The sequence below is a fragment of the Candidatus Nanopelagicus abundans genome, from assembly GCF_002288305.1.
GTDB lineage: Bacteria > Actinomycetota > Actinomycetes > Nanopelagicales > Nanopelagicaceae > Nanopelagicus > Nanopelagicus abundans.
The window spans coordinates 107,246-122,200 of record NZ_CP016779.1 but is presented as its reverse complement, the minus strand read 5'-3'; the positions used below and the strand labels follow the sequence as shown (position 1 = coordinate 122,200).

At 43.6% G+C, this 14,955-nt stretch carries 18 protein-coding genes; 1 reads left to right on the top strand and 17 read right to left on the bottom strand.

The features are described 5' to 3' along the window. Window position 1: 1 nt before the first annotated feature. The 16 genes from rplN to rpsL form a co-directional block, all read right to left on the bottom strand. On the bottom strand, window positions 2-370 hold the full coding sequence (gene rplN / locus B1sIIB91_RS00615) for a 50S ribosomal protein L14 (protein ID WP_095687721.1): 369 nt from the start codon (window positions 368-370) through the stop codon (window positions 2-4). 12 nt (window positions 371-382) lie between these two features. Then, entirely contained in the window at window positions 383-667 is a 285-nt protein-coding gene (rpsQ, locus tag B1sIIB91_RS00610; protein ID WP_095687720.1) for a 30S ribosomal protein S17, read from the bottom strand. Beyond that, complete coding sequence (rpmC, locus tag B1sIIB91_RS00605; RefSeq protein ID WP_095687719.1) at window positions 664-879, bottom strand: 50S ribosomal protein L29; 216 nt, start codon at window positions 877-879, stop codon at window positions 664-666. The genes rpsQ and rpmC overlap by 4 nt, the downstream gene beginning before the upstream one ends. Next, window positions 879-1,292: a 50S ribosomal protein L16 gene (gene rplP / locus B1sIIB91_RS00600; protein ID WP_095687718.1), complete on the bottom strand. Its 414-nt coding sequence runs from the start codon at window positions 1,290-1,292 to the stop codon at window positions 879-881. Before rplP ends, rpmC begins: the two co-directional genes overlap by 1 nt. Continuing rightward, window positions 1,292-2,095, bottom strand: a complete 804-nt coding sequence (rpsC, locus tag B1sIIB91_RS00595; RefSeq protein WP_095687717.1) for a 30S ribosomal protein S3 — start codon at window positions 2,093-2,095, stop codon at window positions 1,292-1,294. Before rpsC ends, rplP begins: the two co-directional genes overlap by 1 nt. Next, entirely contained in the window at window positions 2,096-2,674 is a 579-nt protein-coding gene (rplV, locus tag B1sIIB91_RS00590; RefSeq protein ID WP_095687716.1) for a 50S ribosomal protein L22, read from the bottom strand. Next, on the bottom strand, window positions 2,667-2,954 hold the full coding sequence (gene rpsS, locus B1sIIB91_RS00585) for a 30S ribosomal protein S19 (protein ID WP_095687715.1): 288 nt from the start codon (window positions 2,952-2,954) through the stop codon (window positions 2,667-2,669). Before rpsS ends, rplV begins: the two co-directional genes overlap by 8 nt. A gap of 13 nt (window positions 2,955-2,967) precedes the next feature. Then, window positions 2,968-3,801, bottom strand: coding sequence for a 50S ribosomal protein L2 (rplB, locus tag B1sIIB91_RS00580; protein WP_095687714.1), 834 nt, complete (start codon window positions 3,799-3,801; stop codon window positions 2,968-2,970). Between the two features lie 34 nt (window positions 3,802-3,835). Next, complete coding sequence (gene rplW, locus B1sIIB91_RS00575) at window positions 3,836-4,129, bottom strand: 50S ribosomal protein L23 (RefSeq protein WP_095687713.1); 294 nt, start codon at window positions 4,127-4,129, stop codon at window positions 3,836-3,838. Next, window positions 4,126-4,803 (bottom strand): 50S ribosomal protein L4, encoded by a 678-nt coding sequence (gene rplD / locus B1sIIB91_RS00570; RefSeq protein WP_095687712.1) that lies wholly within the window; start codon window positions 4,801-4,803, stop codon window positions 4,126-4,128. The genes rplW and rplD overlap by 4 nt, the downstream gene beginning before the upstream one ends. Beyond that, entirely contained in the window at window positions 4,803-5,498 is a 696-nt protein-coding gene (gene rplC / locus B1sIIB91_RS00565; RefSeq protein ID WP_095687711.1) for a 50S ribosomal protein L3, read from the bottom strand. The genes rplD and rplC overlap by 1 nt, the downstream gene beginning before the upstream one ends. Before the next feature lie 11 nt (window positions 5,499-5,509). Next, the gene (gene rpsJ, locus B1sIIB91_RS00560) at window positions 5,510-5,818 is read right to left on the bottom strand and encodes a 30S ribosomal protein S10 (RefSeq protein WP_009611834.1); all 309 of its coding nucleotides are present in this window, start codon (window positions 5,816-5,818) and stop codon (window positions 5,510-5,512) included. A gap of 80 nt (window positions 5,819-5,898) precedes the next feature. Beyond that, window positions 5,899-7,092 carry an elongation factor Tu gene (tuf, locus tag B1sIIB91_RS00555; protein WP_095687710.1) on the bottom strand — a complete coding sequence of 398 codons (1,194 nt, stop codon included), beginning with the start codon at window positions 7,090-7,092 and terminating at the stop codon, window positions 5,899-5,901. 61 nt (window positions 7,093-7,153) lie between these two features. Next, window positions 7,154-9,250 (bottom strand): elongation factor G, encoded by a 2,097-nt coding sequence (gene fusA, locus B1sIIB91_RS00550; RefSeq protein ID WP_265737226.1) that lies wholly within the window; start codon window positions 9,248-9,250, stop codon window positions 7,154-7,156. A 33-nt stretch (window positions 9,251-9,283) separates the two neighbouring features. Beyond that, window positions 9,284-9,754, bottom strand: a complete 471-nt coding sequence (rpsG, locus tag B1sIIB91_RS00545; RefSeq protein ID WP_018227377.1) for a 30S ribosomal protein S7 — start codon at window positions 9,752-9,754, stop codon at window positions 9,284-9,286. Then, entirely contained in the window at window positions 9,754-10,128 is a 375-nt protein-coding gene (gene rpsL, locus B1sIIB91_RS00540; protein WP_018227376.1) for a 30S ribosomal protein S12, read from the bottom strand. The genes rpsG and rpsL overlap by 1 nt, the downstream gene beginning before the upstream one ends. Window positions 10,129-10,423: 295 nt before the next feature. On the opposite strand from rpsL, the gene trhA reads away from it, so the two are divergent. Continuing rightward, on the top strand, window positions 10,424-11,059 hold the full coding sequence (gene trhA / locus B1sIIB91_RS00535) for a PAQR family membrane homeostasis protein TrhA (protein ID WP_095687708.1): 636 nt from the start codon (window positions 10,424-10,426) through the stop codon (window positions 11,057-11,059). Between the two features lie 63 nt (window positions 11,060-11,122). Here trhA and B1sIIB91_RS00530 read toward each other — a convergent pair whose 3' ends face one another. After that, on the bottom strand, window positions 11,123-14,947 hold the full coding sequence (locus B1sIIB91_RS00530) for a DNA-directed RNA polymerase subunit beta' (protein WP_095687707.1): 3,825 nt from the start codon (window positions 14,945-14,947) through the stop codon (window positions 11,123-11,125). Window positions 14,948-14,955 lie beyond the last annotated feature (8 nt).

Genomic DNA, 14,955 nt, shown 5'->3' with positions numbered 1-14,955 from the left:
TTTATAGCACCTCCGGAGCTAATGAAATAATTCTCATAAATTTCTTATCGCGAAGTTCGCGCGCAACTGGACCAAAGATACGTGTGCCACGTGGCTCACCATCATCTTTAACAATTACGGCAGCATTCTCATCAAAGCGAATATATGAACCATCAGCGCGACGGCTCTCTTTAACGGTGCGAACGATTACAGCTTTAACAACTTCACCCTTTTTAACTTGGCCACCAGGAATTGCATCTTTTACTGAGCAAACAATGATGTCGCCAATACCGGCGTAACGACGGGAGGTGCCACCTAATACTCGGATGCAAAGTAATTCCTTAGCACCGGTGTTATCGGCAACAGCTAACCGTGACTCTTGTTGAATCATCTTTTTCGCCCCTTACTTAGCCTTCTCAAGAATCTGAACCACACGCCAGCGCTTTGTTGCTGATAGTGGTCGAGTTTCCATGATTAGAACGCGATCGCCGATGCCAGCAGAGTTGCTTTCATCGTGAGCTTTTAGCTTGCGAGAGCGAGTTAAAACCTTGCTATACATTCCATGTTTAATTCGATCTTGAATTGAAACCACAACAGTTTTATTCATCTTATCGCTAGTAACAATTCCCTCACGTGTTTTACGGAATGGACGGTCAACAGAATTAGCTAAATCTTTTGCTTTACTCATGCGCTGACTCCAATCCCTAGTTCACGTTCACGTAAAATTGTGTAAATTCGCGCGATCTCCTTGCGAACTGCAGTAAGGCGGCCATGGTTTTCTAATTGACCAGTTGCTGCTTGGAAACGAAGATTAAATAACTCTTCCTTAGCCTCACGCAATTTATCATTTAGTTCATCAGTTGAACTAGCGCGTAATGTTTCAGCAGTTGTCGTTGACATTAGAACTCCTCTCGGCGAACAATTCGGCACTTCATTGGCAGTTTGTGCATAGCCCTTGTCATTGCCTCTGAGGCAACAGCTTCGGTAACACCTGAAATCTCAAACATAACTCGACCTGGTTTAACGTTGGCAATCCACCACTCAGGTGAACCTTTACCAGAACCCATACGAGTTTCAGCTGGCTTCTTAGTTAATGGACGATCTGGATAAATATTTATCCAAACTTTTCCACCACGTTTAATATGACGAGTCATTGCAATACGAGCAGCTTCAATTTGGCGGTTTGTTACATACGCCGGCTCCATTGCTTGCACGCCATAATCACCAAAAGCAACTGTTGTGCCGCCCTTTGATTTTCCAGCACGCTTTGGATGATGCTGTTTACGGTGCTTAACTCGACGTGGAATTAACATTAGTTAGCTCCGCTCTCATCAGGTGTCAAAGTTTCAGTTGCAGCAGCAGCTTCAGCGCGAGCAGCAACAGTTGTTGTTGTTACTTCACCTCTTGGAGCTCTTGGTGCACGAGATCCACCGCGACTTGGCTTTGGAGCTTTTGCAGCAGCAATTGCAGCAGCAGCTCTTTCGGCGCGAGATTCAATTACTTCACCCTTATAAATCCAAACCTTTACGCCAAGGCGTCCAAAAGTTGTGGCAGCTTCAGCAAAACCATAATCAATATCTGCGCGAAGTGTGTGTAGTGGAACGCGTCCTTCACGATAAAACTCGGAACGAGACATTTCAGCGCCGCCAAGACGGCCACCGCACTGCACACGAATTCCTTCTGCTCCTGCTTTTAATGCAGTTTGCATTCCCTTACGCATTGCTCGACGGAATGAAACACGTGCTGCTAATTGCTCAGCAATACCTTGCGCAACTAGTTGAGCATCCATTTCAGGATTTTTAACTTCAAGAATATTTAATTGAACCTGCTTGCCAGTTAGGTTTTCAAGATCAATACGAAGCTTGTCTGCCTCTTGACCACGACGACCAATAACAATTCCAGGACGAGCGGTAAATAGATCAATACGTACTTTCTCGCGAGTACGTTCAATTTCAATCTTAGATACGCCTGCTCTTTCCATCTTCTTAGCCATAAGGCGACGAATAGCAATATCTTCTTTAACGTAAGCACCATAAAGTTTGTCGGCATACCAACGTGATTTGAAATCAGTTGTAATACCAAGGCGGAAGCCGTGTGGATTTATTTTTTGACCCATTTACTCGGCCTTCCCTTTAGATGCAGCTTTTTTAGCTGGCGCTTTTTTAGCAGTTGCCTTCTTGGCCGCCGCTTTCTTTGCTACTGGCTTATCAGGTAACGCATCCGCTGCTTTTGTTGCAACAGGTACATCTGCAATTACCGTTGGCTTTCGAAGTGCCTTTGGCTTTTGCATCTGAGAAGCTTTTAAATTCTTATTTGTGCGAAGAGTTTTATCATCAGATAACACAACAGTTACTTGAGATGATCTCTTGTTAATTGAAAAACCGCGTCCTTGTGCACGTGGACGGTATCTCTTCATAGTGAAGCCTTCATCAACTAATGCTTCAATAATCCAAAGCTCAGATGCATCGCGAATTGATGGATTCTTTTGCTTAGCATTTGATACAGCTGATGCAATTAATGTGTAGATAGCTTCGCCAAGCTCTGGCTGATTAGCAAACTTCATCATGTTAAGTGCGGTATCAGCACGTTGTCCACGAACTAGGTTTACAACTCGACGAGCTTTTTGTGGTGTGGATCGGAAGTCACGCAATACTGCGCGAGTTACCAATGCTGTAGTGGTGTCAGTATTACTCACTTACAACCACCGCCTTTCCATCAGCGCGGGAGTGACCTTTAAAAGTACGAGTTGGTGAAAACTCACCAAGCTTGTGACCGATCATCGCATCAGTAACAAAAACTGGCACGTGCTTGCGTCCGTCATGAACTGCAATGGTGTGACCAATCATGTCTGGTGTAATCATTGAGCGACGTGACCAAGTTTTAATAACATTCTTAGTGTTCTTCGCATTTTGCTCTTCTACCTTTTTTGATAGATGAAGATCAACGAAAGGACCCTTCTTTAAACTACGTGGCATCTTAAGATCCCCCTTATCTCTTCTTATTGGACTTGCGTCGACGGATAATTAAAGAATCACTAGCTTTCTTTTTACGTGTGCGTTTTTCAGGTAAGCCCCAAGGTGAAACTGGATGACGTCCTCCAGAAGTTTTACCTTCACCACCACCATGTGGGTGATCAACTGGGTTCATAACAACACCACGAACAGATGGGCGCTTGCCTTTCCAACGCATGCGTCCAGCTTTTCCATAATTTCTATTTGATTGTTCAGCATTACCAACTGTGCCAACAGTTGCACGGCAGCGAACATCAACATTTCTAATTTCACCAGATGGCATACGAAGTTGTGCGTATGGTCCATCTTTTGCAACTAACTGCACAGCAGATCCAGCAGAGCGACCAATTTTGGCGCCTCCACCTGGGCGAAGTTCAATTGCGTGAATCATTGTTCCAACTGGAATATTACGAAGTGGCAAATTATTTCCTGGCTTAATATCTGCAGACGGACCGTTTTCAATTGGAGATCCTTGAACTAAACCATCTGGTGCAATGATGTAACGCTTCTCGCCATCGGCAAAGTGAAGTAGTGCAATATTTGCAGTGCGGTTTGGATCGTATTCAATCTGAGCAACCTTTGCTGGCACACCATCTTTATCGTTACGAATAAAATCAATTAAGCGATAGGCGCGCTTGTGTCCGCCACCTTGATGACGCATAGTTACTCGCCCAGTTGCGTTACGGCCACCTTTAGAATTAATTGGACGGACTAAAGACTTCTCTGGCTTTTGACGAGTGATCTCTTCAAAATCAGGAACGCTTGCTCCGCGCTGACCAGGTGTGGTCGGCCTCAGATTACGCAGTGCCATTTATCTTCTCCCTATTCCGTAAGAGCCAATCTCCTTAAGAGACTGGTCCTCCAAAGATGTCGATCCGTTGTCCGGCTGCCACATGCACAATTGCACGCTTTGTATCTTTACGCTTTCCAAAACCGAGTGCAGTGCGCTTGCGCTTACCCTCACGGTTCATGGTGTTAACACTTAATACCTTTACGCCAAATACTTTTTCAACAGCGATCTTGATCTCTGTTTTATTAGCATCAGGTGCAACTAAGAATGTGTACTTATTTCCATCTAGTAATGAGTAAGACTTCTCAGAAACTACTGGAGCTAGTAATACGTCGCGATAGTTTTTCATGCTGATACTCCAACTTCACTCTCACGAGCAACTGCGGTTGCTCCCTTACCAGTTGCAGGACCTGCAATAAAGTCGCGAAGTGCACCCTCTGAGAAAATAACATCATCGGCTACTAAAACATCGTATGCATTTAATTGATCATTAACGATTAGATGCAGATCATCATGATTTCTAAGTGCAAGCCAGGCAGCATTTTCAGTACGTGATAAAACAACTAATAAATTCTTACGATCTGAGAACTGACGCACTGCAGAAATTGCTGCTTTAGTTGTGCTTGCTTCAACGATGCCACTTACTGCGTGAATACGAGAAGCGCGTTGGCGATCAGAAAGTACGCCTTTTAGAGCTGCTGCAATCATTTTCTTTGGTGTGCGTTGGTCATACTTACGAGGTACTGGACCATGTGCAACTCCACCATGGCGTTGGTTAGGTGAACGAGTTGAACCCTGACGAGCGCGACCAGTTCCTTTTTGTTTAAATGGTTTCTTACCACCACCAGATACTTCACCACGATTTTTAGTCTTGTGAGTACCAGCGCGAGCAGCTGCTAGCTGCGCAACAACTACCTGATGAATTAATGGCACATTTGCCTGTACATCAAATATTGCGGCAGGTAAATCAACTGAACCAGTTGGCTTACCAGCAATATCTTTAACCTCAATCTTTAATGACATTAGGCACCAACCTTCGTGTTAACTGTTTCAGCCGCAGCTTTCTTTGCAGCTGAGCGGATAAAAATAGTTGCACCGATTGCACCTGGTGTTGCGCCACGAATTAATATGGTGTTATTTACTGGATCTACTGAGTGCACTAAAAGATTTTGTGTAGTGACAGTGTCAATACCCATACGGCCCATCATGCGCTTACCTTTAAATACACGTCCGGGTGTTGTTCTGTTACCAATTGAACCGGACATACGATGCTTCTTATCAACACCGTGGGATGCACCAATTCCAGAGAAACCATGGCGCTTCATAACACCAGCAGTTCCTTTTCCTTTTGATGTACCGCTGGCATCAACAATTTCACCGGATGCGAATACATCTGCCTTTAATTCTTGACCAACTGAGTATCCCTCAGTACTTGAGATGCGAAGTTCAGCAACTTCAAGACGTGGTGTTACTCCTGCTTTTGCAAATTGACCAGCTTGTGGCTTAGAAACTTTACGTGGCTCAATCGCACCAAATGCTAATTGCACAGCGGTGTAGCCATCTTTTTCAATTGTGCGGATTTGAGTTACCACACAAGGACCAGCCTGAATAACAGTTACTGGAACAATTTTATTTTGGGAGTCAAAGACCTGTGTCATACCCAGCTTCTTACCCAAGATGCCTTTGATGGCAGAAGACTTTGATTGCGTAGTTGTCATTTGATTTTCCCTTAGAGCTTGATCTCAATGTCAACGCCAGCTGGCAAATCAAGACGCATCAATGAATCAACAGTTTTAGGTGTTGGATCGATGATGTCGATTAGGCGCTTATGGGTGCGCATCTCAAAGTGCTCGCGGCTATCTTTATATTTATGTGGAGAACGAATAACACAGTAAGTGTTTTTCTCAGTAGGCAGCGGAACTGGGCCTGCGACGGTAGCACCAGTGCGCTCAACAGTTTCAACGATTTTCTTCGCTGAAGTGTCAATCACCTCATGGTCATACGCCTTAAGCCTAATGCGGATCTTTTGTCCGGCCATTTTGCTTCTCCTTTTTTTCTAGTTAAATCTTTTAGTTATTTCTGGGCCACTTATTCAGCAGCCCAAAAATAATTCTTTTTTTACTTAACGATCTTTGTTACGCGACCTGCACCAACGGTGCGGCCACCTTCACGGATCGCAAAGCGAAGTCCCTCTTCCATAGCAACTGGCTGAATAAGAGCTACGGTCATAGCGGTGTTATCGCCAGGCATAACCATTTCAGTACCAGATGGAAGTGTTACCACACCAGTTACATCCGTTGTACGGAAGTAGAACTGAGGACGGTAGTTGTTAAAGAATGGTGTGTGACGACCACCCTCATCCTTTGAAAGGATGTATGCAGAGGCTTCGAAATCTGTGTGAGGTGTAATAGTGCCAGGCTTACAAACAACCTGACCACGCTCAACATCTTCACGCTTAGTTCCACGAAGAAGAAGACCAACGTTTTCGCCAGCCTGACCCTCATCAAGTAACTTACGGAACATTTCAACGCCAGTAACAATTGTCTTTTGTGCATCTAAACGGATACCAACGATTTCAACCTCTTCGTTGACCTTAACAATTCCGCGCTCGATACGACCAGTAACAACAGTTCCGCGACCAGTAATTGTAAATACATCTTCTACTGGCATTAGGAATGGCTTTTCAATCTCACGTACTGGCTGAGGAATAAAGCTATCAACTTGATTCATCAACTCAAGAAGTGCATCTACCCACTTCTGATCGCCCTCAAGTGCCTTAAGCGCTGAGATGCGAACGATTGGAGTTGTATCTCCTGGGAACTCATACTTGTTTAGAAGTTCACGAACTTCCATTTCAACAAGCTCAAGAATTTCAGCATCATCAACCATGTCAGTTTTGTTTAGTGCAACAATGATTGAAGGAACGCCAACCTGACGAGCAAGTAGTACGTGCTCCTTAGTTTGTGGCATTGGTCCATCAGTTGCTGCTACTACCAAAATTGCGCCATCCATTTGCGCTGCACCAGTGATCATGTTCTTGATGTAGTCAGCGTGTCCTGGACAGTCAACGTGTGCGTAGTGACGCTTCTCTGTCTGGTATTCAATGTGTGCGATAGAAATAGTAATACCGCGTTGACGCTCTTCTGGCGCCTTATCAATTTGATCAAAATTCATCAGTGGATTTACATCCGGGAACTTGTCATGAAGCACCTTGGAAATTGCCGCAGTAAGAGTTGTCTTACCGTGGTCAATGTGACCGATGGTGCCGATGTTTACGTGCGGTTTATTCCGCTCGAACTTCGCCTTTGTCACTTTTTCCTCCTGTTTTAGCTGTTAGTAGTTATTTCGGATTTTCGCTCTGGTCGTTGCGGTTTTACTCGCCGCGAACCTTTGCAATGATTTCTTTCGATACCGCTTGTGGAACTTCGGCATACGAATCAAATTGCATGCTGTAGCTCGCGCGACCTTGTGTCCTGCTGCGAAGATCTCCGACATAGCCGAACATCTCTGACAGTGGCACTGTTGCCTTAACGATTCTGGCACCTGACCGCTCATCCATGGCCAAGATCTGACCACGACGACTATTTATGTCACCGATTACATCACCCATGAAATCTTCAGGAGTAATTACTTCAACTGACATAACTGGTTCCAGCAGTACAGGACCAGCAAGTCTTGCTGCTTCCTTAAATGCTGCGATTCCAGCAATCTTGAAGGCAAGCTCTGATGAGTCAACATCATGGTAAGCGCCATCAAGAAGAGTTACTTTCACATCAACTAATGGATAACCAGCAAGTGGTCCACTAGCGAGTGCTTCCTGGCAACCATCATCAACAGATGGGATGTACTCCTTAGGAATACGTCCGCCAGTAATTTTATTTACGAATTCATATGATTGCTCAGAACCAGCTGGTAGCGGCTCTACTGCGATTTGAATCTTTGCAAACTGTCCAGAACCACCAGATTGCTTCTTGTGGGTGTAGTCATAACGAGCAACTGTTTTGCGAAGTGTCTCGCGGTATGCCACCTGAGGCTTACCAACATTTGCTTCAACTTTAAATTCACGCTTCATACGATCTACTAAAATTTCTAAGTGAAGCTCACCCATTCCAGAAATAATTGTCTGGCCAGTTTCTTCATCTGATTTAACGTGGAAGGTTGGGTCTTCCTCTGCTAATGATTGGATTGCAATTCCAAGTTTTTCTTGATCAGCCTTTGTCTTTGGCTCAATTGCTACTGAAATAACTGGTGCTGGGAAATCCATTGATTCTAAAATTACTGGCTTATCAACATCACATAATGTTTCACCGGTTGTTGTGTCCTTAAGACCCATTACCGCAATAATCATTCCGGCTCCGGCTGATTCCATTTCCTCACGCTTATTAGCGTGCATCTGATAAATCTTTCCAATTCTTTCTTTTCTATCTTTAGTTGAATTAAGTACTGCAGTTCCGGCCGTTAATGAGCCAGAGTAAATCCGAACGAAGGTTAATTTACCTAGATGGGGATCTCGCATAATTTTAAAAGCGAGTGCTGAAAATGGTTCATCATTATTTGGTTGACGCTCAATTGATACTGATGCATCACCTTGCTTGTGTCCAACAATTGCTTTGATATCTAATGGACTTGGTAGGTAACGATTTACCGCATCAAGCATTGGCTGCACGCCCTTGTTTTTAAATGCAGATCCAGTTAATACTGGAGTTGCCTTATCAGCAAGAGTTGCCCGGCGAATTCCGGCAATAATTTCATCCTCGGTTAGTTCAGCACCCTCTAAGTACTTCTCCATGATGGTGTCATCACAGTCAGCTAATGTCTCTAGTAATTCATGACGTGCTTGTTTTGCTTTCTCAGCTAAGTTAGCTGGGATCTCTTCTATTAAATAATCTTCACCCTTTTTAGTCTCACCTGGCCATACCAATGCTTTCATTGCAATTAAATCAACAACTCCTAGGAAGTCACCTTCTACGCCAATTGGAATTTGTAGTACTAATGGTGTGGCATTAAGACGAGACTTGATCATCTCTACACAGCGATCAAATGAAGCACCGGTGCGATCTAGTTTGTTAATAAAACAAAGACGTGGAACGTTATAACGATCTGCCTGGCGCCATACTGTTTCAGATTGTGGTTCAACTCCAGCAACACCATCAAATACTGCAACTGCGCCATCTAGTACGCGAAGTGATCGTTCAACTTCAACAGTGAAATCTACGTGTCCTGGTGTATCAATGATGTTGATCATGTGATCTTTCCAATGACATGTTGTTGCTGCAGATGTAATTGTGATTCCGCGCTCTTGCTCTTGCTCCATCCAGTCCATAGTGGCTGCGCCCTCATGAACCTCACCAATTTTGTAGTTAATACCGGTATAGAAAAGAATTCGCTCAGTAGTTGTAGTTTTACCCGCGTCAATGTGAGCCATGATTCCAATGTTGCGGACCTTGGCTAGATCGATTGCGGTTGCAATACTCACGTTGTCTTTTCTCCCGTTATCTCGTAATTACCAGCGATAGTGAGCAAACGCCTTGTTTGCTTCAGCCATCTTGTGTGTGTCTTCGCGCTTTTTAACTGCTGCGCCTAAGCCATTGCTGGCATCAATTAATTCATTTCCTAAACGCTCTGCCATTGATTTCTCACGGCGCTCTCTTGAGTTATCTACAATCCAACGAAGTCCGAGTGCAGTAGCACGAGCTGGCTTTACTTCAACTGGTACTTGATATGTTGCCCCACCAACTCGGCGAGAGCGAACCTCAACCGTTGGCTTTACGTTATCTAGTGCACGCTTTAATGTAATTACTGGATCAGTATTTGTTTTAGTACGGCAATTCTCAAGTGCGCCATAAACAATTGCTTCAGCGGTTGATCTTTTGCCATGCATTAAAATCTTATTAATTAAAGATGTAACCACAGGGGATGCATAAACCGGATCAGCAATTACCGGTGCTTTTGGAACCGAACCTTTACGTGGCATTACTTCTTCTCCCTCTTTGCGCCATAGCGAGAACGTGATTGTTTACGATCTTTAACACCTTGGGTATCGAGAGAGCCACGAACAATTTTGTAACGCACACCAGGTAGATCTTTAACACGACCGCCGCGAACTAAAACAATTGAGTGCTCTTGTAAGTTATGACCTTCACCAGGAATATATGCAGTTACTTCCATGCCACTTGTTAGACGTACACGTGCAACTTTACGAAGCGCTGAGTTTGGCTTCTTTGGTGTAGTTGTATAAACACGTGTGCAAACACCACGACGTTGCGGGCTACCTTTTAATGCAGGTGTGCTCGTCTTATCTGTCTTCTCGGCGCGGCCCTTACGGACCAGCTGCTGAATAGTTGGCACTACATATCTCCTAAACATTTAAGTTTTAAATAATTTTTTTAAAATTATTTATCCTGTTTTCCTACATAATTCGCTGCACTCTCCGACCCACGAGGTCGGGCGTGTTGCCCGTTCCTTGCAGATAATATGCAAATAAATTTGCATATTGATGCAGCTCTTATGAAGAAAAGAGCAGGACGGGAAGGGTAGCCCAGTCACATCGGTCTGGTCAAAACGGTGCTTTTACTCCTTCAACCAGCAATCTCACCCCACGACACGCCGAATTACCCAGCCCTATCACGCCTATGGTTAATAGATGGAAAAGCCAAAATTACGCGGAATCGTGCATTTAGTGATGTCCCCACTTAGCTTGGTGGCTGGGCTAATACTTATTACTTTGGCAAATGAACTACGAGGGCGAATTACCCTCGGCATATTCACGCTAACCGCAGTTACTTTATTTACCTGCAGCGCTTTATATCACCGGGTGGCCTGGAATGATAAAAATAAAGCAATTTGGCGAAGGATTGATCACTCAAATATTTCAATTTTAATTGCCGGTACCTATACCCCTTTTGCAGTTTATTTATTACAGCCAAGTCAAACTAAAACATTGTTAATTGTTGCTTGGGGTGGAGCAATTCTTATTTCACTACTTAGAATTTTTTGGCTCTCAGCTCCTCGTTGGTTATATGTTGCCGGATATATTTCATTAGGTTGGGCAGCAGTCTTTTATATGCCTGCGTTTTTCAACTCCGGTGGGGTTGCAATATTTATTTTAATTCTAACTGGTGGGCTTTTATACTCTGCTGGCGGTGTTATCTATGCCCTTAAAAAGCCAAATTTTTCAATTAGCTGGTTTGGCTTTCATGAGTTATTTCATGCACTGACGGCTGCAGCATTTATTTGTCACTTTGTTGCAGCAATACTGACAGTATTTTCTAATAGATAATTGCTACTAATAAAAGTGGCCGGCGCAATTATCTAGCGCCGGCCACTTTAAATTACTTTTTATTTAGCGAACTTCGAACTCATCCAAACGAACTGCTTCACCAGAACCTTGTGATTCAAATGGTGTGAACTCGTATTGATCATAAGCAGCATAGACAGCAGCCTTTGCTTCCTCAGTTGGCTCAACTCGAATATTTCGGTATCTAGCAAGTCCAGTTCCAGCTGGAATTAACTTACCGATAATTACGTTTTCCTTAAGTCCTAGTAGTGGATCACTCTTTTCAGACAATGCCGCATCAGTTAACACACGAGTTGTCTCTTGGAATGATGCTGCTGATAACCATGACTCAGTAGCAAGAGAAGCCTTGGTAATACCCATTAACTCAGGTCGACCAGATGCAGCTTTACCACCAGTTGAAACAACACGACGGTTCTCTTCTTCAAAGCGACCGCGCTCAACTAACTCACCTGGCAATAGATCAGCATCACCTGGCTCTAGCACAGTAATTCGCTTTAGCATTTGGCGAACAATAATTTCAATGTGCTTATCGTGGATAGAAACACCCTGCATACGATAAACCTCTTGAATTTCACTTACTAAGTGAATCTGAGTTTGACGTGGTCCTAAGATTCGAAGAACTTGCTTAGGATCAATTGCGCCAACAACTAATTGCTGACCAACGCTTACACGTGATCCATCTTCAACTAGAAGTTTTTGGCGACGAGTAATTGGATAAGCAACTGCTTCACCACCATCTTCTGGGGTAACAACAATCTTCTTACCTTTAGCATCCTCTAGGAATGAAACAGTTCCAGCAGCTTCTGCAATTGGTGCTACACCCTTTGGAGTTCTTGCTTCAAATAATTCTTGAACACGAGGTAGACCATGGGTAATTTGAGTCTCGCCAAGTAATTGAGCACCACCAGTATGGAAGGTACGCATTGTTAGCTGTGTTCCTGGCTCACCAATTGATTGAGCAGCAATAATTCCAACAGCTTCACCGACATCAACAATCTTGCCAGCAGCCATTGAGCGGCCGTAACACATTGCGCATTGTCCAACCTTGCTATCGCAAGTTAGAACTGAGCGAACCTTAACTTCTTCAATCCCAGCTGCAACTAATGTATCGATGTTGCGATCACCTAGATCAGTCCCAGCAGTAAGTAATACCTTGCCGGAGGCTGATACATCTTCAGCTAAGTTACGGCCAAATAATGATGTCTCAACATGATCATCACGAACTAATGTGCCAGTTGAATCTTTTGCTGCCATCTTCAGAGTTAGGCCGCGATCAGTTCCACAATCTTCCTCACGAATAATTACATCTTGAGCAACATCGCAAAGACGACGGGTTAGGTAACCAGAGTCTGCGGTACGAAGTGCGGTATCGGCCAAACCTTTACGAGCACCATGTGTTGAAATGAAGTACTCAAGAACGGAGAGACCTTCACGGAAGTTTGATTTAATCGGACGAGGAATAATTTCACCCTTTGGGTTAGCTACAAGTCCACGCATACCTGCAATTTGGCGGATCTGCATCATATTTCCACGAGCACCTGAATAAACCATCATCCAAACTGGGTTGGTGCGAGGGAAATTATCTTCCATCTCTTTAGCAACCTCGTTGGTAGCAAGTGTCCAAATTTCAATTAACTCTTGGCGTCGCTCATCATCAGTAATTAATCCTTTTTCATACTGTGATTGAACCTTATCTGCCTTAGTTTCATAACCTTCCAAGATCTCTCGTTTACGTCCTGGAGTTACAACATCGTTAATTGAGATAGTCACACCAGCGCGAGTAGCCCAGTAGAAACCAAGTGACTTAAGTGCATCTAGGGTTTGTGCAACTGTTACTTTGGCATAACCTTCAGCCAAATTATCAACAATTAAACCAAGAAGCTTCTTAGTAACATCGTAATCAACAAATGGGAAATCAGCTGGTAGTACTTCATTAAATAAAGCACGACCTAATGTGGTCTCGCGAGTTTCAGCCACACCACTCTTATCAATACGAAGTTTAATTTTTGCTTGTAGTGAGAGGCTGCCTTGATCAAATGCCATTACTGCTTCAGCAATTGATGAAAATGCTCTGCCCTCTCCTAATTCTTTCTCACGTAGTGAGGTTAGGAAGTAAAGACCAAGCACCATGTCCTGAGTAGGAGATGTAATTGGTCGACCAGAAGCTGGAGATAAAATATTATTACTTGAAAGCATTAATACTCGAGCCTCAGCTTGTGCTTCAGCTGATAGTGGTAAGTGAACAGCCATCTGATCACCATCAAAGTCTGCGTTAAATGCAGTACAAACTAATGGGTGAATTTGAATAGCCTTACCTTCAACTAATTGTGGCTCAAATGCTTGAATACCAAGTCGGTGCAGAGTTGGTGCACGGTTTAGTAGCACTGGATGCTCAGCAATTACCTCTTCTAATACATCCCAAACTACTGGACGAGCACGCTCAACCATTCTCTTTGCAGATTTAATGTTTTGAGCATGATTTAAATCAACTAAGCGCTTCATAACAAATGGTTTAAATAATTCAAGTGCCATTTGTTTTGGCAAACCGCACTGATGCAATTTAAGTTGTGGTCCAACTACGATTACTGAACGACCTGAGTAATCAACACGTTTTCCAAGTAAGTTTTGACGGAAGCGTCCTTGCTTACCCTTAAGCATGTCAGAAAGTGATTTAAGTGGACGATTTCCTGGTCCAGTTACTGGGCGTCCGCGACGACCATTATCAAATAGTGAATCAACCGCTTCTTGCAACATACGCTTTTCGTTGTTAACAATAATCTCAGGAGCACCAAGATCAGCTAGGCGCTTTAAACGATTATTACGGTTAATTACCCGTCGATATAAATCATTTAGATCACTGGTAGCAAAACGGCCACCATCTAGTTGAACCATTGGGCGAAGATCTGGTGGAATAACTGGTACACAATCAAGGACCATTGATGCCGGTTTATTACGAGTATTAAGGAATGAGTTAACAACCTTTAATCTCTTAATTGCACGAGTCTTCTTTTGACCCTTACCTGTTTGTGATAACTCATTTAATTTATCAAACTCAGCTTTTAGATCAAAGGTTTCAAGACGAGCTTTAATTGCAGACGCACCCATTGATCCTTTGAAATACACGCCATAACGATCGCGAAGTTCGCGATATAACAACTCATCGCCTTCAAGATCTTGTACTTTAAGATTCTTAAAACGATTCCATACTGCATCAAGACGATCTAGCTCTTTTTGATTGCGATCACGAATAGTTTTTAGTTCGCGCTCACCAGACTCGCGTACTTTACGACGCGCATCAGCTTTAGCACCCTCATCTTCAAGATCAGATAGATCAGATTCCATCTTCTTGGTGCGAGTATCTAATTCAAGATCACGGCGTGACTCAATCTTCTTAACATCGGAGGAGTACTTTTTCTCCAGTGTTGGCATATCTTCAGCGCGAGCTTCAGTATCAACCTCTGTGATCATATACGCAGCAAAATAAATTACCTTTTCTAAATCTTTTGGAGCAAGATCTAGCAAGTATCCAAGACGGCTTGGCACACCTTTGAAGTACCAGATATGAGTTACTGGCGCTGCAAGTTCAATATGTCCCATTCGCTCACGACGAACTTTGGCGCGAGTTACTTCAACTCCGCATCTTTCGCAGATAATTCCTTTAAATCGTACGCGCTTGTACTTACCGCAATAACATTCCCAGTCACGAGTTGGTCCAAAGATCTTCTCGTCAAATAAACCATCTTTTTCTGGCTTTAATGTTCGGTAGTTAATTGTCTCTGGCTTTTTAACCTCACCGAACGACCACTCACGAATATTGTCAGTTGAGGCAAGACCAATTCTTAACTCATCAAAAAAGTTAACGTCTAACATGGTTATCC